This window comes from Halioxenophilus aromaticivorans, from assembly GCF_042850945.1.
In the GTDB taxonomy this organism is placed as follows: Bacteria; Pseudomonadota; Gammaproteobacteria; order Pseudomonadales; family Cellvibrionaceae; genus Halioxenophilus; species Halioxenophilus aromaticivorans.
The window spans coordinates 2,284,256-2,304,368 of the sequence record NZ_AP031496.1 but is presented as its reverse complement, the minus strand read 5'-3'; the positions used below and the strand labels follow the sequence as shown (position 1 = coordinate 2,304,368).

At 49.3% G+C, this 20,113-nt stretch carries 19 protein-coding genes and 2 tRNA genes; 11 read left to right on the top strand and 10 right to left on the bottom strand.

Annotated elements, in window-relative coordinates; translation table 11 throughout:
- Positions 1-62 precede the first annotated feature (62 nt).
- The 9 genes from ACGHM3_RS10030 (at position 63) to ACGHM3_RS09990 (ending at position 9,575) form a co-directional block, all read left to right on the top strand.
- Positions 63-1,004 (top strand): nitronate monooxygenase, encoded by a 942-nt coding sequence (locus ACGHM3_RS10030; RefSeq protein ID WP_345419105.1) that lies wholly within the window; start codon positions 63-65, stop codon positions 1,002-1,004.
- A 24-nt stretch (positions 1,005-1,028) separates the two neighbouring features.
- Complete coding sequence (locus ACGHM3_RS10025) at positions 1,029-1,811, top strand: enoyl-CoA hydratase-related protein (RefSeq protein WP_345419102.1); 783 nt, start codon at positions 1,029-1,031, stop codon at positions 1,809-1,811.
- Positions 1,812-1,821: 10 nt separating this feature from the next.
- The gene (locus ACGHM3_RS10020) at positions 1,822-2,976 is read left to right on the top strand and encodes an acyl-CoA dehydrogenase family protein (RefSeq protein WP_345419099.1); all 1,155 of its coding nucleotides are present in this window, start codon (positions 1,822-1,824) and stop codon (positions 2,974-2,976) included.
- 58 nt (positions 2,977-3,034) lie between these two features.
- A complete protein-coding gene (locus ACGHM3_RS10015; RefSeq protein WP_345419096.1) occupies positions 3,035-4,243 on the top strand; it encodes an acetyl-CoA C-acetyltransferase in 1,209 nt (402 codons plus the stop codon).
- A 33-nt stretch (positions 4,244-4,276) separates the two neighbouring features.
- Entirely contained in the window at positions 4,277-6,103 is a 1,827-nt protein-coding gene (locus ACGHM3_RS10010) for an enoyl-CoA hydratase-related protein (RefSeq protein ID WP_345419093.1), read from the top strand.
- A 28-nt stretch (positions 6,104-6,131) separates the two neighbouring features.
- The gene (locus ACGHM3_RS10005) at positions 6,132-6,368 is read left to right on the top strand and encodes an SDR family NAD(P)-dependent oxidoreductase (protein ID WP_345419090.1); all 237 of its coding nucleotides are present in this window, start codon (positions 6,132-6,134) and stop codon (positions 6,366-6,368) included.
- Between the two features lie 33 nt (positions 6,369-6,401).
- Positions 6,402-7,963 (top strand): IS3 family transposase gene (locus tag ACGHM3_RS10000; protein WP_390518241.1). Its coding sequence is split into 2 segments (ribosomal slippage): positions 6,402-6,870 and positions 6,870-7,963, totalling 1,563 coding nucleotides; the frame shifts between segments, so codons are not numbered across the junction.
- Positions 7,964-8,222: 259 nt separating this feature from the next.
- On the top strand, positions 8,223-9,020 hold the full coding sequence (locus tag ACGHM3_RS09995) for a helix-turn-helix domain-containing protein (protein ID WP_390518039.1): 798 nt from the start codon (positions 8,223-8,225) through the stop codon (positions 9,018-9,020).
- Positions 9,021-9,335: 315 nt separating this feature from the next.
- A complete protein-coding gene (locus ACGHM3_RS09990) occupies positions 9,336-9,575 on the top strand; it encodes a hypothetical protein (protein WP_345419084.1) in 240 nt (79 codons plus the stop codon).
- Positions 9,576-9,842: 267 nt separating this feature from the next.
- Here the strand turns inward: ACGHM3_RS09990 and ACGHM3_RS09985 are convergent.
- From ACGHM3_RS09985 to ACGHM3_RS09940, 10 genes are all read right to left on the bottom strand, one after another.
- Positions 9,843-9,919, bottom strand: a tRNA-Pro gene (locus ACGHM3_RS09985).
- Positions 9,920-10,008: 89 nt separating this feature from the next.
- The gene (locus ACGHM3_RS09980; protein ID WP_345419081.1) at positions 10,009-10,368 is read right to left on the bottom strand and encodes a MerR family transcriptional regulator; all 360 of its coding nucleotides are present in this window, start codon (positions 10,366-10,368) and stop codon (positions 10,009-10,011) included.
- Entirely contained in the window at positions 10,346-10,654 is a 309-nt protein-coding gene (gene ihfA, locus ACGHM3_RS09975; RefSeq protein ID WP_345419159.1) for an integration host factor subunit alpha, read from the bottom strand. Before ihfA ends, ACGHM3_RS09980 begins: the two co-directional genes overlap by 23 nt.
- Positions 10,655-10,688: 34 nt before the next feature.
- On the bottom strand, positions 10,689-13,106 hold the full coding sequence (gene pheT, locus ACGHM3_RS09970; protein ID WP_345419157.1) for a phenylalanine--tRNA ligase subunit beta: 2,418 nt from the start codon (positions 13,104-13,106) through the stop codon (positions 10,689-10,691).
- A 110-nt stretch (positions 13,107-13,216) separates the two neighbouring features.
- Positions 13,217-14,209 carry a phenylalanine--tRNA ligase subunit alpha gene (gene pheS / locus ACGHM3_RS09965; RefSeq protein ID WP_345419078.1) on the bottom strand — a complete coding sequence of 331 codons (993 nt, stop codon included), beginning with the start codon at positions 14,207-14,209 and terminating at the stop codon, positions 13,217-13,219.
- Positions 14,210-14,353: 144 nt separating this feature from the next.
- Positions 14,354-14,710, bottom strand: coding sequence for a 50S ribosomal protein L20 (gene rplT, locus ACGHM3_RS09960; protein WP_345419075.1), 357 nt, complete (start codon positions 14,708-14,710; stop codon positions 14,354-14,356).
- A gap of 29 nt (positions 14,711-14,739) precedes the next feature.
- Positions 14,740-14,934: a 50S ribosomal protein L35 gene (gene rpmI, locus ACGHM3_RS09955; RefSeq protein WP_345419072.1), complete on the bottom strand. Its 195-nt coding sequence runs from the start codon at positions 14,932-14,934 to the stop codon at positions 14,740-14,742.
- Between the two features lie 333 nt (positions 14,935-15,267).
- Positions 15,268-15,807: a translation initiation factor IF-3 gene (infC, locus tag ACGHM3_RS09950; protein WP_345419154.1), complete on the bottom strand. Its 540-nt coding sequence runs from the start codon at positions 15,805-15,807 to the stop codon at positions 15,268-15,270.
- A gap of 88 nt (positions 15,808-15,895) precedes the next feature.
- Positions 15,896-17,818: a threonine--tRNA ligase gene (thrS, locus tag ACGHM3_RS09945; protein WP_345419068.1), complete on the bottom strand. Its 1,923-nt coding sequence runs from the start codon at positions 17,816-17,818 to the stop codon at positions 15,896-15,898.
- 84 nt (positions 17,819-17,902) lie between these two features.
- A tRNA-Val gene (locus ACGHM3_RS09940) sits at positions 17,903-17,979 on the bottom strand.
- Between the two features lie 73 nt (positions 17,980-18,052).
- On the opposite strand from ACGHM3_RS09940, the gene ACGHM3_RS09935 reads away from it, so the two are divergent.
- Both ACGHM3_RS09935 and ACGHM3_RS09930 read left to right on the top strand, forming a co-directional pair.
- The gene (locus tag ACGHM3_RS09935; protein ID WP_345419151.1) at positions 18,053-19,039 is read left to right on the top strand and encodes an NAD-dependent epimerase/dehydratase family protein; all 987 of its coding nucleotides are present in this window, start codon (positions 18,053-18,055) and stop codon (positions 19,037-19,039) included.
- Positions 19,036-20,061 carry a glycosyltransferase family 4 protein gene (locus ACGHM3_RS09930; RefSeq protein ID WP_345419065.1) on the top strand — a complete coding sequence of 342 codons (1,026 nt, stop codon included), beginning with the start codon at positions 19,036-19,038 and terminating at the stop codon, positions 20,059-20,061. The genes ACGHM3_RS09935 and ACGHM3_RS09930 overlap by 4 nt, the downstream gene beginning before the upstream one ends.
- Positions 20,062-20,113: the final 52 nt, after the last annotated feature.

Here is a 20,113-nt window from a genome sequence, read left to right as displayed (position 1 = left end):
GATTCCATAATAGCGAAATCACTCAAATACACTCTATAACGTACCACAGGCGGACATTCTCGATGCACCAAACAACCTTTAGTAATTTGGCCTTACCCGTAATCGTGGCCCCTATGTTTTTGGTATCCGGACCAGACTTGGTTATCCAGTGTTGTCGTTCAGGAATTGTCGGTAGCTTTCCGGTGCTGAACCAGCGTACGACTGAAGGTGTTGATCGATGGCTAACAGAGATAGAAGAATCGTTAGTAGAACAAGACGCCCCCTTCGCAGTAAATCTCATAGTGCATAAAACAAATCATCGACTGGAAGCAGACCTAAACGTTGTTGTTGACCACAAAGTTCCTATCGTCATTACATCGTTAGGCGCAGCAAAAGAAGTGGTGGATGCCATTCATAGTTACGGCGGTATCGTATTCCATGATGTTACGACGACTCGCTTTGCCGAAAAAGCGCTAACAGCTGGCGTAGACGGCTTGATTGCGGTCTGCGCAGGTGCTGGCGGCCACGCTGGCACCTACAATCCTTTTGCCTTTATTGATGAACTAAAAAGCCTTACCGATAAACCTATTATTGCATCGGGCTGCATCAGTAGTGGCGCTAGTATATTGGCAGCTCAAGCTGCCGGTGCGGATCTTGCCTATATGGGGACTCGATTCATAGCCACAAAGGAGAGCCTCGCTGGCGCTGATTATAAAGCAATGTTGATAGGCTCCAGTGCTAAGGACATCGTCTACACGCCAAAGATCTCAGGGGTCAACGCGAATTTTTTAGAGCCGAGCATCCGTGGTGGTGGCATAGACCTAACAACGCTAGACGTCCCAACTATGAATGCTGAGACAGAACTCAGTGGCGACTCTAAGGCGTGGAAGGACATTTGGTCGGCCGGGCAAGGTGTTGGCGCCATATCAGATGTGGCACTAACCAAAGATATCATCACAAACCTCAAAAGCGAATATCGACAAGCCTTGGATAAACTAAATCAATCAGCCAGAGCCTATCGATAACACGCGACCAAAGGAGAGATACGCATGCTTGCCTTTAGCGCAGTCGACGAAGAAAAAAAGATTGGCACGGTCACGATAAACCGCCCTGAAGCCTTAAATGCTTTGAATTTAGCGACGGCACAAGCTCTTCAAAATGCTTTTGCACCACTACAAAAACGGCTCGATTTAAGATGTGTAGTAATAAAAGGTAACGGTCCCGCGTTTATGGCCGGGGGCGATGTTGAAGCCTTTGCCCATGACTTCAGTACCACGGATCAATTAATTAATGGCCTATTGGATGCCTTATGCCCTGTAGTGGAATTTATCTATTCAGCCCCCTTTCCTGTCGTAGCCTGCGTACACGGCGCCGTCGCTGGTGCCGGCCTAAGTTTAATGGCCGCTTGTGACCTTGCTTTCGCCTGCGAAAACACCAAGTTCCTCTTAGCCTATGACAAAGTTGGCGCCCCACCGGATTGCGGTGGCAGCTTTTTTTTACCGCAAGTCGTGGGACGTCGCCGTGCGGCGTCTCTGATGTATATGAGTGAAGCATGGAGCAGCCCAAGAGCTTTAGAGAATGGGCTAATTAATAAAATTGTTAACGAAAGTGATTTCGAAAAACAATGCCACCAATTAGTAGCTAAAATCGCAGAGGGACCAACCAGCGCTTATGCAGCCTATAAAAAATTGGTAAATAACGAACCTAATACGTTAAAAAAGCGACTAAAGCAGGAGCGATTGGCATTTTGCGCGGCCACTAAAACACAAGACTTTCAAGCTGGCGTAAGTGCTTTTATAGATAAAACACAGCCAAATTACCCTGGAAAATAGACTAAGTACAATGAACTTTACACTCACCGAAGATCAACAAATGATTAAAGACGCTGCGGAGAACTTTGGGATAAAAGTGCTGTTACCCAATGCCTCCGCACTCGACACCGGTACGCAAGGTGCGAAATCTCTTTTTTTTGACAACCTAAAAAAACTGGCCGCGCTCGGTTTTATGGGGCTCAATGTACAGTCAGAATATGGTGGCACCGATGTAGGGCCAATTGGATTCAGCTTGGCCATCACCGAACTAGCACGTGCCTGCGCCTCAACAGCTGTAACGGTATCAGTCACCAACATGGTGGCCGAGGTAATTCAGTCAGTGGCAAGTCAAGAGCAAAAACAGAAGTATCTGCCATTAATTTGCTCTGGCGAATACCCAGCCGCTGGTTTTTGCTTAACAGAACCTAATGCGGGTTCCGACCCTTCTGCCATGCGAACTAGAGCAGTATTAGAGAATGGACATTACATGCTTAACGGCAGTAAAACCTATATTACTAGTGCTGAATTCGCCGGTGTCTTTGTAGTCTGGGCAGTGACCGATCCAGATGCACCCAAAGGAAAAGGAATATCTTGCTTTTTAGTTGAACGGGATACTCCTGGTGTTACGGTCGGCCCAGCCGAACATAAAATGGGACAACACGGGTCTCCTACCAATCCAGTCTATTTTGATGATTGTCGTATACCGACTAATGCTTTAATGGGTCAACTCAACAAGGGCCTCCAAATCGCACTGGGTGAACTCGCCGGCGGCCGCATCGGCATAGGTTCTCTGGCACTTGGAATTGGCCAGGCCGCTATAGAATACGCCACTAACTACATAAAAGAACGCAAGCAATTCGGCCAATCATTATCCGAATTTCAAGGCCTTCAGTGGATGCTCGCGGATTCTACAACCGAACTTGAGGCTGCCAGGCTTTTATTGATGCAAGCCGCCAGCACGAAAGCCGCGGGAGGTCAGTTTTCCGCTCAGGCATCAATGGCAAAACTGTTTGCCTCAGAAGCGGCAAATCGGGCCTGTTACACCGGATTACAATTGCTAGGCGGTAATGGATACGTAAAGGAGTATCCATTAGAGCGCCTTACTCGCGACGCACGCATTACGACAATCTATGAAGGAACCAGTGAGATTCAAAGGCTGATCATAGCTCGCAATCTACTTCGCTAAGTGAACGACATTTAACCATTATAGCTACAAAATTTTTTGGCTGACGGAGAAGAAAAGAATGACGCAAACTGCTTATATATTCGACGCCATAAGAACACCAAGAGGCAAAGGAAAAAAAGACGGCGCCCTTCACGAAGTGAAGCCCGTGGTGCTCGGTGCTAATCTACTAAGCCAATTGCAGAATAGACACGACTTAGATACTGCTCGAGTGGACGATGTCGTCATGGGATGTGTCACTCCCGTTGGTGAACAAGGCGGGGATATAGCCAAAGCTATGGCCCAACTTTCCGGCTGGGATGAGAGTGTCCCCGGGGTACAGCTTAACCGCTTTTGCGCATCTGGACTGGAAGCGGTTAATTTTGCTGCTCAAAAAGTAGCATCAGGCTGGGAAGACCTGGTAGTAGCCGGAGGTGTAGAGTGTATGTCTCGCGTCCCTATGAGTTATGACGGTGGCGCCTGGATGTTCGATCCAGAAGTGGCATTCCACAGTAAATCTGTGCCGCAAGGAATCGGGGCCGATACCATAGCTACCCTAGATGGCTACACCAGACAGGACGTGGACCAATACGCGGTAACCTCCCAACAACGGGCAGCACATGCACAATCTAAAGGATGGTTTGACAAATCAGTTATGCCCGTAGTTGACCAAAATGGCGTATCCATACTTTGCCATGATGAATTCATTAAGCCCAATACAACCACCACCATCTTAGGCGGCCTCAAACCCTCATTTGCAAAACTAGGCGCTACGGGCGCGGATGCAATGATGCTGTCCAAGTATCCCCAACTGGCTGCCATCAACCACGTCCACACGCCAGGTAATTCTTCCGGGATAGTAGACGGTGCTGCCGCTGTCCTCATCGGTAATTCACAAGCTGGAAAGGACCTAGGTCTTAAACCTCGTGGCCGTATTATCGCCACTGCGGTTCTATCTAGTGAACCTACTATCATGCTATCAGGGCCAGGTCCGGCTGCCAAAAAAGCACTGGCAAAAGCCAAGCTAACTACTGCTGACATTGACTTATTCGAGATCAATGAGGCTTTTGCTTCAGTAGCGCTGCGCTTTATGAAAGACCTGAACATTTCGCACGAAATCACCAACGTCAACGGCGGCTCTATCGCCATGGGCCACCCACTGGGAGCAACCGGCGCCATGTTAGTTGGTACCATGCTAGACGAACTTGAACGCCGCTGCGCAAAACGCGCGCTAATAGCGCTATGCGTCGGCGGTGGCATGGGTATCGCCACCATTATCGAACGGGTTTAACAGCCTTCACGAATTAACATTGAGAATGTGACCATGAACGACAATATCCACGGTTTTCTATATCACAAAAACAACAATAACATCGTAACAATAACTATGGACTTAGACGGTCCGGTGAACGCCATGAATGCTCAATTTCGTCGCGCAATTGGCGAAACTGTTAACAGACTTGAAGGAGTAGCCAATCTGAAAGGAGTCATTATCACCTCCGCCAAATCCACTTTTTTTGCCGGCGGAGACCTGGCAGAACTTGCTCAAGTCACCGCTAATCAAGCCGACGAGCAATTTAAACAAATCGAAGACGAAATCAAAGCACCACTAAGACGACTTGAAAAGATTGCTGCGCCTGTAGTAGCAGCGATTAATGGTGCTGCACTCGGTGGAGGCTTAGAAATCGGCCTTGCGTGCAACTACCGAATTGCCGTCGACTCCGAAAACATGCAACTTGGATTACCCGAAGTAACACTGGGCCTGCTACCTGGTGCAGGAGGCATGGTTAGACTCATTCACCGCTTAGGCGCAGAGAAAGCACTTCCGCTAATACTGGACGGAAACAGATTGAATGCTGCTCAAGCGCTTGAAGCAGGCCTAATTGACGCCACCGTTACTAATCAGAAAGAGCTTTTGTCTGCTGCGTTCGAATATATCGAATCAAACCCCGACGCATGTACCCAGCCGTGGGATCAAAAAGGACACCAAATTAAAAACGGCAATATCTGGGATCCTAAAATCAAGCAATTGCTGAGCGCCGCACCATTTCAAGTGTATAAAAAAACCAGGGGTTTATTGCCAGCGCCTGAAGTAATTTTATCTGTTGCCAGTAACATTCTTGCTACCGATTTCGACAGCGGCATGAAGGCGGAAAGCCGAGGGTTGGTGCAGCTGACCCTAACCGCAGAAGCAAAAAATATGATCAATACGCTATTCTTTCAAACCAACGCAGTGAATAGTAAAAACTACCGCCCCGCTGCCGACACTACTGTTACAGTCACCCAAATCGCCATTTTCGAATCGGATGAACTCACAAACAATATCGCTTTTGCATGCGAACAACAGAATATTACTATTTCCTTGAACAAGGTGTCTCAAGCATCCAAACAAGATCTGTTAACCTGTCAATTGATCATTGTTAACAATAACAGCTTATTAGAGACTATAGAGCCACTGATACCCACTGGTGCTGCAATCGTGGTTTTAAACCCTAAGCAGCCTGTGGATTCATTAACTAGCAACAATGAACTGTCAGATCGCACCATCGGACTCCATTGGTTATCGTCTGAAAATAGCCATCCTGTTGTGGAGATATGCTGTACTGAGAAAACTTCTATTAACACTGCAGCAATCGTTTTTAATTTTGTTCGTCAATTACGAAAAACACCCATTGTTTTACACAGCACTAAAGACTCGTATCTAACTCGTATTACCCAAAGTTATGTTGACGAAGGCGAACGATTGTTGAATGAAGGTTCGAACTCAATACTAATAAACAACTTAGGTAAACAACTTGGTATGCCGAAGGGCCCAATAGAAGCCTGTGAAGACTCCGGCAGTAACGACATAGCCGCTCCCAATATAGCAAGGCAAGATATCAAAGACCGGCTGCTTTTTCGCCAAGTAATTGAGGCACTTAACTGCTACGAACAAGGCATTGTTAGAACAGTAGCAGAAAGCAACGTCGCTGCTATACAAAGCCAAACCGCCCCTACCTGGAGCGGCGGCTTTCTGCAATTCGTCAACACTTACGGTTTACAGTCTTTTAAAGCGCGCTGTGACTCATTGACTCAGCGGTACGGAGAACGCTTCGCAGCCCCCAACATTATCGAAGAAAAATTAACTAAACAGCAACTGATTGCTGACTAAGTCAAAGAAATCTATACGGAAACAAACAATGGAAATTACAGATAAAACGGCGATCGTTACCGGTGGCGCATCTGGCCTAGGTTTAGCCACGGTAGAAAATTATATCGCCGCCGGCGCTAACGTTGCTATCTTCGACATGAACGAAAAAGTAGGCAAGGCCGCCGTCGAACGGCTAGGAGCAAACGCCAGCTACTTCAACGTGGATGTATCCTGTTCGGAATCCGTACAACAGGCCCCCTCTGGCAGGATAGTTGTCACTACTTAAAAATTAACCAGTTGGGGCGTTTAGGTTTTGATGATGCCGCGCTATAGCGAAGAACGTAAGCAAATGATCTTGAGCAAGTTGTTGCCGCCCTTAAGTATGTCGGTTGCTCAAGTTGCTAGAGATGAAGGGATTGGACTGCAAACCTTGTATAATTGGCGGGATAAAGCCAAACAACAAGGTCGTCCTGTGCCCGGTAATAAGTCCACACCCGATCACTGGTCAGCAGAAGCTAAGCTTGCTACGGTAATTGAAACAGCAAGTTTAAACGAAGCTGAACTCAGTGAATATTGTCGTGAAAAAGGTCTGTATATTGACCAAATAAAGCTCTGGAAAACCGATTCGCTCAGAGGTTTTATAAGTTCTCGCGAGCAAGAACTTGAGGCCAAACGACAACGCCAGGCGGATCAGCAAGAAATTAAAGATCTCAAGCGTGAGCTGCGGGAAAAAGAGAAAGCCTTGGCTGAGACGGCAGCGATCTTGGTGCTCAGAAAAAAGCTAAATGCGCTCTGGGAGAACGACAACGAGGAAGGTTAACTTCACTCCCAGAGCGCATAAAGTATGTGTCGTTGATACAGGAGGCCAATCAATCGGGAGCCAGACTCGATGTTGCGTGCAAAGAAGTAGGCATCACATTACGGACCTATCGTCGGTGGTATCGCGATGGTCAGGTAAGGGCAGATAAAAGGCCCGAGGCTATTCGTCCTGTGCCAGCCAATAAGCTGTCGGAAGCGGAGCAAGCTCAGATAATCGATGCCTGTAATTTAGAAAAATTTGCCAGTTTACCGCCGACTCAGATCGTACCGGAGTTACTGGACGACGGTGTATATTATGGCTCAGAGTCGACGTTTTACCGAGTCTTAAAAGCTCACGGCCAGTTGCATCACCGAGGTCGAAGCCTAGCTCCGAAAGTATGGGTCATGCCAACCACCTATACTGCGACTGGACCGAGCCAGGTGTTTTGTTGGGACATAACCTATTTGCCCAGTCCGGTGCGTGGGCAATTTTTTTACCTATACATGCTGGAAGATTTATACAGTCGGAAAATTATCGGTCACGAAGTGCATGAGCAAGAGTCTGGCGAAAATGCAGCTATGTTATTGGAGCAAACGCTAATACGGGAAAAATGTTTGCACAGCGGTGTTGTATTGCATTCCGATAACGGCGCACCGATGAAATCCCAAACCATGCGTACCAAGGCGTATGAGCTTGGTGTGACGACATCGTACAGTCGTCCACGAGTGAGCAACGATAACCCGTTTGCAGAGTCGTTGTTCCGCACGTGTAAATATCGGCCTGATTGGCCGTCAGCGGGCTTTAAAAATATTGATGAAGCTAGGGCGTGGGTATTGAAATTTACCCGCTGGTATAACTATGAGCACAAGCACAGTAAGTTGCGCTTTGTTACGCCTGAGCAACGTCATAAAGGGCAAGATAAAGCCATACTGGCAAAGCGAAAAGAAGGAATCGAGGAAGCCAAAGCTGCACATCCTAATCGGTGGGGAAAACGCAATGTTCGCAATTGCACACCGGTGGGGCCGACAACGCTAAACCCAGAAAAAGAGCAGATTAAACAGGGAGAAAAGCAGGCAGCTTAAACGGTCTGATGGTGACAACTAGCTTGAAAAACGCCGATTGCACAAAATAACTAATTATCTTTTAATAGACGCTGCTACTGTGTAGATCGCACGCCCTTACGATCTCACATTAATAATTATAAAAGCAGCTTTTGTTATGACGCCCAATTCGTTGATAGATCAAGCCGAGATTATTAATCGAGCACATTCCTTTGCGCCTTCTGTACAACATTACAGCCGGTGCTGGGGGGGATGCGTCTTACAGCGCTGGAGGGGCTTTTTGGGAGAGTATAAGGTTCCTGCTCTAAACTACCCGATTCTAGCCGTTATCAGTGCAGGAAGAGCTAAAATAAAGAGACTGGCAGATAATACGAATTTATCAACTGACCACGCAATGCCTGGAGATGTCGCTTTAGTCCCGCGTCAACAAGAGATGTCTTGGCGAGTCAATGGGGAAATGGACGTGATAACCATCACTTTCGCCGACAGTGATTTATGTAATTTATTACAGCATATCTATCAGAAGATTGGCGATAAAATAACTAACACTGCGTATGTGGGATCATTTAACAACACTTACTTGTTTACAAACGCGAATCACATCAGCAACGTTTTATTATCTGGCGACCCTAATCTAGAGAGCTACGTCGACGCCCATCTACAAGCAGCTGGCTTGTATATAATGAACTACCTCGGCAAAAAGGACGATGGCTTGGCCGAACTTCAACTACATTCACACCCAGTAAAATACACCTTACAGCGCCTTACGCTGGGCATTAGCAATAAAATAAATATAGAAGACATTGCAGCGGAGCTAAGACTCTCGCCAGCCCTTTTAGCTAAAAAATTTAAAAGCGAAATGGGCGTGACCCCCCACAACTTTTTATTACTAAAAAGAATTCAAAAAGCACAGTATCTGCTGGCTAACACAATGATTGATATTGCATCTATCGCAATTGATTGCGGCTTTTCACATCAAAGCCATCTAACTCGAAACTTCACTAAAAACACTGGTTTATCGCCACTTAAATATCGACAACAATCTCAAAAAACGCTTAATTTACAGAAAACAAAATAAAATCGTCGACGATATTAGGCAAAAATATGGAAAAAGCACTACATGAATGCCCCGGTTTTATACGATACACAAGTTCGCTATACCGGCCAGCCCCGAAACTGTGATTTGAGATTTTCTTATCAACTATAGAGTATTAGCCCTACATTCACCCACTCTGTCACTAACACCACCCACAAATCTGCAAACATTTGGCTTGATTAAGCAGAGCTCGTGAACTGCTTTATACTGGATCTATCCACGATTTGATAAAACAAAAGTTTACAACAGCGAATTGGACAGTACACTATAAGAACTGACCAACATAGGTATGAAACAATGCAAAATTCTGGTGATGGCAATTGCCCGTTTGAATTCAACTTCTCACCGGAGACATTCAAAGTAGGCGACACTGTCAGCTATCGCGTGCCCGCTATGGGCGACTTTCCTTTCGTTGCTGAGATAAAAGCGGTTTATGAAGATCACATAGAAATCGCTGGACCTGATCAACCCGAAAAATGGATGCGCGCAACCCGCGAAAGCCGACCGATTGTCGCTGATGATGTTGCTTTGAGTTAAAAAATAGCTATCTGAGTCAAGCGGTGTCGGTCGCATCTCCTACTCATTAGGCCTTTTCAATATAAACTCACAGACGCGGGGACAACTTCGGGACGGATTTGACTGGAACCCATTGTTGGCCCTCGCCCTGCTGGCAGCGCGTTGCGCTGTCCAAAAATGCTGCCCTGGTTTTTACGAACCGACGGTTACTGGCGGCTCAACTCAACTATTTGAGACCATACAAACGACAAAGGGCCCGTCCTTCGGACGGGCCCTTTGTCGTTTGTATGGTCGGAGTGGCCGGATTTGAACCGACGACCACCACACCCCCAGTGTGGTGCGCTACCAGGCTGCGCTACACTCCGTAGTTTCGTCTATCTCCCCTTAAACTATTGTTTTCAAAGGGATTTAACGAGCGCGAGATAATACACTTTTGGTGTTTTTTTGCAAGTAATTATTCTTGCTCAAGCACACCCAACACTTCTTCTAGCTCGGCGATCATTTGTTGCACTATCTGCTTGTATTGAGTGTTGTCTTGCTCGTCCACCTCGCCACTCATGCGTTGCCTGGCTCCATTGATGGTGAAACCTTGGTCGTACAGTAAGGCCCGAATTTGGCGAATGGTGATGACATCTTGGCGCTGATAGTAGCGACGGTTACCGCGCCGCTTTACCGGCTTAAGCTGTGGAAATTCTTGCTCCCAGTACCGCAGCACGTGGGGTTTTACAGCACACAACTCGCTGACTTCGCCAATGGTGAAGTAGCGTTTTGCCGGAATCGCCGGCAGCTCGTCATTGTGGCTTGGTTCCAGCATAGGCTTCTACCCTTGCCTTTAATTTTTGGCCTGGCTTAAAGGTTACTACCCGCCGAGCAGAGATGGGTATCTCTTCACCGGTTTTTGGGTTCCGCCCTGGCCGCTGGCTCTTATCACGCAGATCAAAGTTACCAAAGCCTGATAACTTCACCTGCTCGTTACATTCTAACGCGGTGCGAATCTCTTCAAAAAAGACCTCTACCAGATCTTTTGCTTCGCGCTTGTTGAAGCCGAGCTCCTCATACAGGAGTTCGGCCAGGTCTGCCTTTGTTAACGCTCCGGTCATACTCATGGCCCCGATCCTTGCGGCCAATAGCGAGTTAACGCAGGGCCGCGTTTAGCTTCTCCTTGAGGTGCTCAATAACACTGTTTACAAAGGAGCTGATCTCATCGTCTGTAAGAGTGCTGGAAGGATGCTGGAACGTCAAGCCCAAGGCGACACTTTTTCTTTGTGTATCAATACCTTTGCCAACATATACGTCAAAAATCTTTAACTCTGTGAGGTAACTCCCAGCTGCTTCTTTGACCGCATTTGTGAGCTGATTAGCGGCCACTGATTGATCGACAATGACAGCTATGTCTCGTCTTACCTCAGGAAACTTAGACAAAGGCTGGTAAGTGGGGCTTTGGGTAGCCAACAGCGCCGACTGTTCGATTTCAAACAGATAGACATTCTTGTCGATGTCCAACTTGCGTTGAACCTCTGGGTGTAAAGCGCCGATGACGCCCACCTTGTGCCCATTTTTGACAACATCTGCGGTTTGCCCTGGGTGCAGTGCTGGATGGCTACCCGCAACAAACTCAAAATGCTCCGATCCTGTCACTGCCAGCAAAGATTCGAAATCGCCTTTTAAGTCGTAGAAGTCCACCAATTCGGATTTTCCGCTCCAGGACTCTTCTTGGCGTGGGCCGTAGCACAAGCCAGAAAGCACCGGCACCTGTTGCAGTTCCTCCAGGCTTCCATCCTGAGACACAAAGTTGAGGCCAGCTTCAAATAAACGCACACGAGGCTGCTGACGATTGACGTTGTATTGCAGCACACTCAATAAACCAGACCAGATAGACGTGCGCATAACACTCATATCAGCACTGATGGGATTTTGCAGCGCTACCGGCTTGCCGTTTGGATTTACTAATTGCTCTATCTTTTCTGCCACAAAGCTGTAGCTGATGGCCTCTTGATAGCCGCGGGTAGCCAATACTCGTTTGAGTGACGATAGACTTACCACTGCTTCGGAATGGCTTTCCATGGCCATGGGCACGGCCATGGTAGTGATGGGCAGATTGTTATAGCCGTAGATACGAGCCAGCTCTTCCAGTAAATCAGCTTCTATGCTGATATCGAAACGGTAGCTTGGCACGTTGAAAGTCCAGCCATCCTCGGAAGTCTCGGCCAGTTCCAAGCCTAAGCGAGCGAGGATATCCACCACTTCGCTGTCTTCCAAGGTGAAGCCCAGTCCGGACAAAATGCGGGCACGGCGCAATCCAACTTGGCGGTCGCTAGGAACCTGATCATTCTCGACCAGCACTACGGGCCCCGGCTTGCCGCCGGTTATATCCATAATAAGTTGAGTAGCTCGTTCAATCGCTTGCTCTTGCAGTTGATAATCTACCCCTCGCTCAAAGCGGTGAGATGAATCAGTATGCAAGCCGAATTGCCGCGCTTTACCAGAAATGGCGAGCGGGTTGAAGTAGGCTGCTTCTAACAGGATATTCTGGGTTTTACCACTCACTGCCGTAGCGTCACCACCCATGATTCCTGCCAATGCTACTGGTTTGGAGTCATCGGCGATTACTAGATGTTCAGCCGCCAGCTCAACCTCTTGGCCGTTGAGTAAAGCCAGCTTTTCACCCGCAGCAGCCATTCTCGCTTGCACGGTACCTTTCAGCGTATCCAAGTCGAAGGCGTGCATGGGCTGGCCCAGCTCCAACAGCACAAAGTTGGTCACATCCACAATAGCGTCGATGCTGCGCAAGCCGCTGCGGCGCAGTTTTTCTTGTAACCACTGGGGGCTTGGCTGGGTGACATCCACGTCGCGGATGATGCGGCCAGCGTAACGCGGGCATGCATCACCCGCGTTGAGCGCCACAGCAGGCTTGTCGTCAATAATTGCAGCAACCGGCGTAATGGCCGGCGGCGTTAGCTCAGCCTTATTCAGCACCCCTACTTCACGGGCAATACCACGCAGGCTGAAGCAATCGCTTCGATTGGGAGTAAGGTCTACCTCAATGCAGGCGTCATCTAGCTGCAGGTATTCGCGCAGGCACTTACCTACTGGCGCATCTGCGGGTAGCTCCCACAAGCCAGAGCTGTCTTCGCCAAGTTGTAGTTCAGTCTCAGCGCATAGCATGCCGAAAGATTCCACGCCGCGCAGCTTGGCTTTTTTGATCTTGAATGGTTTTCCATCACTGCCGGGAGGAAGCACAGAGCCAACCGTAGCAAATGGAATTTTGATACCAACCCGAGCGTTGGGTGCGCCACAGACCACCTGACAGGTGTCGCTGCCATTACCGGCAACAGTACACACCCGCAGCTTGTCAGCGTCTGGATGCTGCTCCGCCGCCAATATTTCACCTACCACAACACCTGTGAACTCGCCGGCAGCGGGTTCGACTGCATCCACCTCTAGACCAGCCATGGTAATTTGTTCAACCAATTGCTCAGTGGAGATGTTTGGGTTTACCCACTCTCGCAACCAGGACTCTGAAAATTTCATATCATTGTCGCCGTAATTCAGCCCAACCAAAACCTGGAAAGGCCATTAAATTCAGTTATTTAAAATAAAAACTTAAAGTAAAATTAGCAGAAACCTAAGAATCTACTTTAACGGCGCCAGCCGCCGTCGAATCAATTAAATTGCTTTAAGAAGCGCAGGTCGTTCTCAAAGAACAGGCGCAAATCGTTCACTTGATATCGCAGCATGGCCAACCGCTCTACACCCAAACCAAAGGCAAACCCGGTGTAGGCATCTGGGTCTATTTTGCTCATGGAAAGCACATTCGGATGCACCATGCCGCAGCCGCCTACTTCCAGCCAGCCAGTTTTACTGGCAGCCCAACGGATATCCACTTCCGCAGAAGGCTCGGTGAAGGGGAAGAAGGAGGGGCGAAAACGCACTTCGAGCTCGTCCTGCTCAAAAAATGCTCGTAGAAACTGAACAATGATGCCCTTTAAGTCAGCAAAACTGATGTCTTTATCGATGACCAACCCTTCCACCTGGTGGAACATTGGGGTGTGAGTTTGATCCGAATCACAGCGGTATACCCGCCCAGGGCATATGGCGTAAATGGGCGGTTTTTGGGTTTCCATGGTACGCACTTGCACTGGAGAAGTGTGCGTACGTAAAACATGGTTTTCGTCGATGTAGAAGGTATCGTGCATGGCACGGGCCGGGTGGTGGGCCGGAATATTCAGCGCATCGAAGTTATGGTAGTTGTCTTCGATCTCTGGCCCCTGCTCTACCCGGTAGCCAATGCTGGTAAAAATCTTCTCAATACGTTCCAGTGTTCGCGTAACTGGGTGCAGGCCACCGGTTGCTTGCGCTTTACCCGGCAGGGTAACGTCGATGGTTTCTGCCGCCAGCTTTTGCGCAATGGCGGCCGACTCCAGCTCGGCCTTGCGCGCGTTAATGCGCTCGGCCACAGCCTGCTTGGCTTCGTTAATTTTGGCACCTGCTGCTGGGCGCTCTTCGGCACTTAGCTTACCCAAACCTTTCAGCAGCGCAGTAAGCTCGCCCTTTTTACCTAGGTAATCGACACGCACTTGGTCTAGGGTTGCCAAGTCTTCCGCGTTGTTGACCATTGCCAGCGCCTGTTCGGTGAGCGCCGTTAGGTTTTCCATGTTGTTCTCCAAAGAATCTATGCTTGGCCTGACGCCACACTTCACGGGGCTACAGGCAACAAAAAAGGGAAGAAGCCAGAGCCCCTTCCCTTTCTTGGCCGTTCAGCCGGGCTCTGAATGCAGCTCGGCTAACGTTGCTTGGGTTTATGCCAGGGCTGCTTTCGCTTTTTCAACGATGGCAGCAAAAGTGGCTTTGTCGTGAACGGCTAAATCAGCCAATACGCGACGATCCAACTCGATGTTAGATTTCTTCAACCCAGCGATCAGACGGCTGTAGCTCAAGCCCAAAGCACGCGATTGTGCGTTGATTCGAGTAATCCACAACGCACGGAAATTACGCTTTTTAACGCGACGGTCGCGATAAGCGTATTGACCGGCCTTGATGACCGCTTGTTTGGCTACGCGGAATACTCGTGAACGAGCACCGTAGTAGCCTTTAGCTGCTTTCAAAACTTTCTTGTGGCGACGACGCGCCTCAACTCCACGTTTTACACGGGCCATATCCTAATCCTCTAAAAGTTATGCGCCCGTTACTTGGCGCGGAACATACGATCTACCAACGGAGTGTCGGCGGCATTCAACGTGGAAGTACCACGCAATTGACGCTTACGCTTGGTAGTCATTTTGGTCAGGATGTGGCTTTTGAAAGCGTGCTTGTGCTTGTAACCGCTGCCAGTCTTTTTAAAACGTTTGGCGGCACCACTGTGTACTTTAGCTTTTGGCATGGTGTTAACTCCAATACGACCCCTTAAGACTCCGGCCGGTTACCCTGCCAGGGGGATCAACTGTTAAAAGAAGGAGCAGGTCGGTAGCTAAAAACCTGGCTGCTTTTTTACCTACTTCTATTCATTGCCCATCCTGAGCCCTGAATAAAAACGCCTTCGAAGTCGACACCCAGCTAAGCCGAGCTTGGCCCCTCGAGGCTTGCGTGAACCAGGTTCACGGCTGGTGCTCCCTGCCCCAGCTCTAAACTGCAGTGCACAGCATTGCAATTCAGACAAAACAAAACCCCAGCCATTAGCCCTTGGCTAATTGTGCTGGGGCTTTGAGGTTTTTGGCTACTTGCGCTTTCTCGGCGCCAGCACCATCAGTAGTTGGCGGCCTTCCATTTTTGGCCGCTGCTCTACTACTGCATATTCTTCAAGGTCTTTCTCGATACGCTCTAGCATTTCCATGCCTAACTCTTGGTGAGCCATTTCGCGGCCGCGATATCGTAAAGAAACCTTGGCTTTATCGCCATCTTCCAGAAAGCGGATTAGATTACGCAATTTAATGTTGTAATCTCCGATATCAGTGCCTGGACGGAATTTCATTTCCTTAACTTGCTGCTGCTTTTGCTTCTTCTTGGCAGCGGCACGTTGCTTTTTGATTTCAAACAGATGTTTGCCGTAGTCCATGATTTTGCACACGGGCGGCTCCGACTCGGCAGCCATCTCCACTAAATCGAGGGTGGCGGCCTGAGCCGTGCTGAGTGCTTCTGCGATGGGAACAATACCGACTTGCTCACCGTCTGCACCGATCAATCGAACTTGGGCGGCCTGAATTTGATCGTTGATCCGGGCCTTCTTGGAACGTCCGGCAGATGAATCTCGTTTGATAGTTGGAATCTCCTAAGTATGAGGCCTTTGCCCCTTTAGCCATGACTAATACAGAATAGACAAATGCACGGAAGCGCGCAGGTGTTTATCACCCCTGCGCACGACCGCGTTTTGCCACTTCAGCAGTAAGCAGATCACAAAACTCGTCGACGGACATAGAACCTAAGTCTTTTCCATCACGTGATCGCACCGCCACGGCGCTATTTTCAACTTCCTTATCGCCAGTTACTAGCAGGTAAGGAATTTTCTGTAATGTGTGCTCGCGGATTTTAAAGCCGATCTTCTCGTTTCTCAAGTCGGAAACCACTCGGAAACCACGATTTCGCAGCGTTTTTTCGACCGTTTGGGCGTATTCCGACTGACTGTCGGTAATATTCATCACAACTGCCTGGGTTGGCGCCAACCAAGCGGGGAATGCACCTTCGAAGTTTTCGATCAAAATGCCGATAAATCGCTCAAAAGACCCCAAAATTGCGCGATGCAACATCACTGGCACCTGACGACTTCCGTCTTCGGCAACGTATTGGGCTCCAAGGCGATCAGGCATGGAAAAATCCACCTGCATGGTGCCACACTGCCATACACGGCCTATGCAATCACGCAGAGAGAACTCAATTTTAGGGCCGTAAAACGCGCCCTCGCCCGGCAATAGCTCAAAGGCCAACCCCTTGGCATCTAACGCATCGGCTAGAGACTTCTCTGCCTTATCCCAGATTTCATCAGAACCTACGCGCTTTTCAGGGCGAGTGGACAAGCGAATAATCACAGACTCAAAGCCAAAATCGGCGTAAACCGAGTACAGCAAATCGGTGAAGATGGATACCTCATCTTGGATGGCATCTTCGGAGCAGAAGATGTGTGCGTCATCCTGGGTGAAGCCGCGCACGCGCATAATGCCCTGCAAGGTGCCAGAGGCCTCGTTACGGTGGCAAGAGCCAAACTCCGCCAAACGCAAAGGCAAATCCTTGTAAGATTTTAGCCCCTGGTTAAATACCTGTACGTGGCACGGGCAGTTCATTGGCTTGATTGCAAAATCGCGAGACTCGGACTCAACCGTAAACATATCCTCGCGGAACTTGTCCCAGTGGCCAGATCGCTCCCAAAGCGAGCGATCGACGATCTGCGGAGTTTTGATTTCCTGATAGCCATTGTCGCGCTGCACGCGGCGCATGTATTCCTCTACAACAGTGTAGATAGTCCAACCGTTGGGGTGCCAAAACACCATACCTGGTGCTTCTTCTTGTAGGTGAAACAAGTCGAACTTTTTGGCCAGTTTACGATGGTCGCGTTTTACCGCCTCTTCCAAAAACGACAAGTGCGCCTTTAGGGCCTTTTTGTCCGCAAACGCCGTGCCGTAGATACGCTGCAGCATTTTGTTGTCGGAATCGCCACGCCAGTAGGCTCCGGAGACTCGCTGCAACTTGAAGTGCTGACAAAAGCCCATGTGCGGCACGTGTGGGCCGCGGCACATATCAACGTACTCTTCGTGGTGATATAAGCCAGGCTGATCATCTTTGGCAATATTTTCATCCAGAATGGTGGTTTTATAGGGCTCTTCGCGCGCATCAAATACATCCCGCGCCTCCTGCCAACTCACCTTCTTTTTGACCACCTGGTATTTGGTGGCCGCCAGCTCCTTCATGCGCGCCTCGAGAGCGGCAACGTCGTCTTCGGTGAGCTTGTGCTCCAAATCAATGTCGTAATAAAAACCATTCTCAATGGTGGGACCAATGGCCATTTTCGCCTCGGGCCACATTTGCTTGAGCGCATGGCCCAACAAGTGCGCACAAGAGTGGCGAATAATTTCTAGGCCATCTTCGTCTTTGGGCGTGAAGATAACCAGGTCGGCATCTTCTGAAATTAGGTCAACGGCATCGTGACGCTCGCCATTAACACGCCCACCCAGGGTCACTTTGGCCAGACCTGGGCCAATATCGGCGGCAATTTGAGCGATAGAAACGGGCTCATCGTATGAGCGTTGAGAACCATCAGGCAGAGTTATTACGGGCATAAGCGTCTCCTTAACCAGTGGTGACTCCTACCAAGAGCCACATGAGAGATTTAGATCAACCAAGCAAGCGCTTGGCAAAAGAGTTGGTACGACCGAGTGGATTCGAACCACCGACCCCCACCATGTCAAGGTGGTGCTCTAACCAACTGAGCTACGGTCGTAAAGGTAACTTTGTGAAGGCGCGCACTTTACCAATTTGCCGCCGCCGTGGCAAGCAATAGAAACTCTTTTTAAATTAGTGGCTTAGGTGGCATTATTAGCGCCGTTAAAAGCCGCACAAATCAACGCCATTGCAAGCGTGAGCAACGGGCCAACGCCGAGGAACAAACCATCGCCAGCATCGTAGTTACAGGAGCTTCGGGCTTTATCGGCCGCGCTTTACTGCCGTACCTTATGGAAGCTGGCCACACCTGCCTTGGCCTAAGCCGCCGCGCCCTGCCTGGATTACAGCAGGTAGACTACCAACAACGGGCAAAGCTCCATTCGTTACTGTTCGGCTATGACTGCCTAGTACACCTAGCAGGCGTAGCCCATCAACCCAGTGCCACCGAGCATGACTACGAAAAAGGCAACGTAGACCTGACCGCCACCATGGTGAATGTGGCCAAAGACTGCGGTATTAACCACGTCATTATGATTAGCAGTGTGAAAGCCATGGGCGAAGAAACCGCCCCAAATCAGCCCTTCACACATTCATCTGACTGCAAACCCGAGGACCACTACGGCCAAAGCAAGCTGAATGCAGAGATCACGCTTAAACAGCGCTGTAAAACCACAGGGGTAAAGTGGACCATTATCAGGCCGCCATTGGTGTACAGCGCAGACGCCGGGGGCAACATCGCGAAACTGAAGCAAGCCATAAACAAAGGTTGGCCACTCCCCTTTGCCGGCATCGACAACCGGCGAGATATTGTTTCACTGCCAACGCTGAATAGCTTGATAGAGCGCTGCGTTAGCAATGCTGCCGCACACAATCAAGTATTTTTGGCCAGTGACGGCGGCGCCATGAGCACAGAAAGCTTGGTGCGTAAAATAGCTAGCGATTGCAAGCTGCAACCCAAATTAGCCAAGCCACCAAAGGCCGCCATACAGCTACTGAAGGCACTACCACTGACCAAAAACACCGTCCGAAAGCTCACCGGTAATTTGGAGTTAGACATCAGCCATACCTGCACCACCCTAGGCTGGCAACCGGAAGACTCAAAGGCAAACAACTCGTGAGCACGATTTTGATTGCTAGCGGCCTATTGGCGTTTATTGGGACAGTTTTCTTCACCGGCGTATACCGCACTGCTGCTATCAAGCAGGGAATTATCGACACACCAGATCATCGCAGCTCTCACACTCAGCCAACACCGACCGGTGGTGGCGTCGTGGCAGTTATTACCATACTCGCCTTGTGGCTAGTTGGCCATTTTGTGGGATTGCTTACCACTAAAGAGACCATAGCGCTCGTAATGCCTGGCGCCCTGATTGCGCTAGTAGGCTTTTTAGACGACCGTAAACCCTTGGCCAAGAGATGGCGTTTTGGCGCGCAAATCATTTCCGCCATCACGGTAATTGCCCTACTCTACCCCCTGCCAGCATTACCCATTTGGGGCGAATTTGCACTAAACCTCAACCACTGGCCCCTGCCATTCGTAGCTTTAGCCATGGTTTGGCTGATTAACCTTTACAACTTTATGGATGGAATCGACGGGCTAGCCGGCAGCGAAGCCGTTACTGTGTTGGGAGCTGTTGCCATCATTTTAGCCCTGGCGGGGAACACGAACCTAGCAATACTGCTTGCCCTAACCGCCGTCCCAATGCTCGGTTTTTTGGTGTGGAACTGGCCACCCGCAAAAATCTTTATGGGCGACGCCTGCAGCACGTTTTTGGGGCTAAGTTTCGGCACCCTGGCGTTTATAACATCGAAAGACGCACAGATAACGCCGTGGGTTTGGGTGATAATGCTCAGCGCATTTTGGGTGGATGCGACCTATACACTAGTGGTTAGGATGGTAACGGGGCAGGATTGGAGAAGCCCACATCGGACGCATTTGTATCAAAAGCTTGCACGCTCCAAACAAGATCACGTGAAAGCGACCCTGCTATACGTCGGATTTAGCTTAGCCATTGCCACTGTTACCGCTTACGTTACACTCGCGCAATCAAAGTTACCGCTATTTCCAGCGCTAATCACCCTAGCAATATCCGTACATTTCTGTACCCGCTTCCGGGCAGGTCTTACCCCAAAGAATTGAAGACGTATCCGGGTATGAGACAAACAGCTTTTCGCACATTATACTTCGGCTC

Coding starts and splice junctions, on each gene's coding strand:
- ACGHM3_RS10030 (WP_345419105.1), top strand. CDS start 63: ATGCACCAAACAACCTTTAGTAATTTGGCCTTACCCGTAATCGTGGCC.
- ACGHM3_RS10025 (WP_345419102.1), top strand. CDS start 1,029: ATGCTTGCCTTTAGCGCAGTCGACGAAGAAAAAAAGATTGGCACGGTC.
- ACGHM3_RS10020 (WP_345419099.1), top strand. CDS start 1,822: ATGAACTTTACACTCACCGAAGATCAACAAATGATTAAAGACGCTGCG.
- ACGHM3_RS10015 (WP_345419096.1), top strand. CDS start 3,035: ATGACGCAAACTGCTTATATATTCGACGCCATAAGAACACCAAGAGGC.
- ACGHM3_RS10010 (WP_345419093.1), top strand. CDS start 4,277: ATGAACGACAATATCCACGGTTTTCTATATCACAAAAACAACAATAAC.
- ACGHM3_RS10005 (WP_345419090.1), top strand. CDS start 6,132: ATGGAAATTACAGATAAAACGGCGATCGTTACCGGTGGCGCATCTGGC.
- ACGHM3_RS09990 (WP_345419084.1), top strand. CDS start 9,336: ATGCAAAATTCTGGTGATGGCAATTGCCCGTTTGAATTCAACTTCTCA.
- ACGHM3_RS09980 (WP_345419081.1), bottom strand. CDS start 10,368: ATGCTGGAACCAAGCCACAATGACGAGCTGCCGGCGATTCCGGCAAAA.
- ihfA (WP_345419159.1), bottom strand. CDS start 10,654: ATGACCGGAGCGTTAACAAAGGCAGACCTGGCCGAACTCCTGTATGAG.
- pheS (WP_345419078.1), bottom strand. CDS start 14,209: ATGGAAAACCTAACGGCGCTCACCGAACAGGCGCTGGCAATGGTCAAC.
- rplT (WP_345419075.1), bottom strand. CDS start 14,710: ATGGCCCGTGTAAAACGTGGAGTTGAGGCGCGTCGTCGCCACAAGAAA.
- rpmI (WP_345419072.1), bottom strand. CDS start 14,934: ATGCCAAAAGCTAAAGTACACAGTGGTGCCGCCAAACGTTTTAAAAAG.
- thrS (WP_345419068.1), bottom strand. CDS start 17,818: ATGCCCGTAATAACTCTGCCTGATGGTTCTCAACGCTCATACGATGAG.